At 60.8% G+C, this 1,507-nt stretch carries 1 protein-coding gene; it reads right to left on the bottom strand.

Features of this window, described 5'->3' with window-relative positions; genetic code table 11:
- A partial coding sequence (locus WCB02_RS28880) for a hypothetical protein (protein ID WP_423963161.1) occupies window positions 1-1,456 on the bottom strand: 1,456 nt, incomplete at its 3' end.
- Between the last annotated feature and the right edge of the window lie 51 nt (window positions 1,457-1,507).

Below are 1,507 nucleotides of genomic sequence, written 5' to 3' on the forward strand. Positions count from 1 at the left end.
GGTTTAGATGCACGTTCGCCTGCCCGTTGCCATTCCCCATGCTCTCATAGATCGCCAACGCCCGTTCCAGGTGGGTTCGGGCGCTGTCACGGTCGTGCTGGAGGATAGACACCGACCCCATCTCGTAGCTGGACACCGCCTGGAGTCTCCCGATCCCGAGTTCGGCGCCGATGGCATAGGCCTCGCTCATCTGCGCGGTCGCCTCGGGGTACTCGCCGCTCAGCTTGTGGGCGATCCCCGAGTTGATCAAGGCATAGCCCTCCGCATACTTGTCATCGGCGGCGACAGCAAGCGAGACGGCCGTGTCATAATGGCTTCGCGCTTCGCTCAACTCGCCCGTTGCGCAGTCGAGGAGACCCAGTTCGCGGAAGATCTGGGCCCGGACGGCAGTCGTCAATACGTCTGGAGGAATTTCAGTCGCTTCGCGGAGATATGCCCTGGCCGACTGATACTCGCCAGCGTGACGGGAGAAGCAGGCAAGCCAGGTGAGAGTCCGCGCCAGTGACGGCTCATCGCTCGTGGCGGCCAGATCCCTGGCTCTTGAGAAGAGCTTCAGACCCTGGTTCAGCAGACCGCGCATCTGTACGAAGTATCCCAGTGCCAGCGGCAACTCCCAGCAGTAAGGGCGGACTTGCTCATCAAGAGCATATTCGACGCATGCGAAGAGGTTTGGGAATTCAGAGTCCAGCCACCTGAGGGCGTCCTCTTCGCTCATGATCGTGACTCCGGCCGCTGTCATGCTCTTTTCCCGGACGACCGGATCGGTGGAGCCGAGTGTGGCGTTAGCCCTGCTCGCCGCGCTCAGGTAATGAGCCATCAGACGTGCGATGGCATCCGCACGCTCCGAAGCTGCTGTCACTTTCAACCCTTCCCTGGCAAGGTCCCGAATGAGATCGTGAAGTTGATACCGGCCGCGTTTGGGCTCCTCCACCAGATGACGGAGATAAAGGTCATCGAGAAGCTGAAGGGCTTGTCCTTCGTTTACGTCCGCCAACGCGGCGGCCGCTCCAACGTCGAAGTCCGTTCCCGGATGCTGCGCGATGCGCATAAGGAAAATCTGGACCTCTGGGCTCAGATCCCTGTAACTCTTCTCGTAGGCCTCGACGACAGGATTCATGAGAGAGATGTGCTGATCCAAGACATCCCGGATCTCCCAGGTTGGATGGGCTCGTAATTGTGCCGCAGCGATGCGAATCGCCAGGGGAAGGCAGTTTAGCCGGTCCAGCAGTTCCTGGATCTCTGGCATGTCATGCGTACGCAGGTCGCCTGCGCCAAGGATGCGGCGGAAGAGTTGCACTGCTTCGTCGGCCCGCAGCTTATTGAGGGAGATGAGCCGCCCACCCTCTAGCTCGGACAGGGGCCTGCGGCTCGTGATGAGTACCAGGCAGGAGGCAGCGCCGGGCAGAAGTGCCTTGACCTGGCCAGTATCGGAAACGTTATCGAGCACGAGCAGCAATCGGCGCCGTGCTACTTCGCTCCGCCATCTGGCGATCCTACCGTCGAACGA

Origin of the sequence: Bradyrhizobium sp. (assembly GCF_049581145.1) — a bacterium.
Lineage (GTDB): Bacteria > Pseudomonadota > Alphaproteobacteria > Rhizobiales > Xanthobacteraceae > Bradyrhizobium.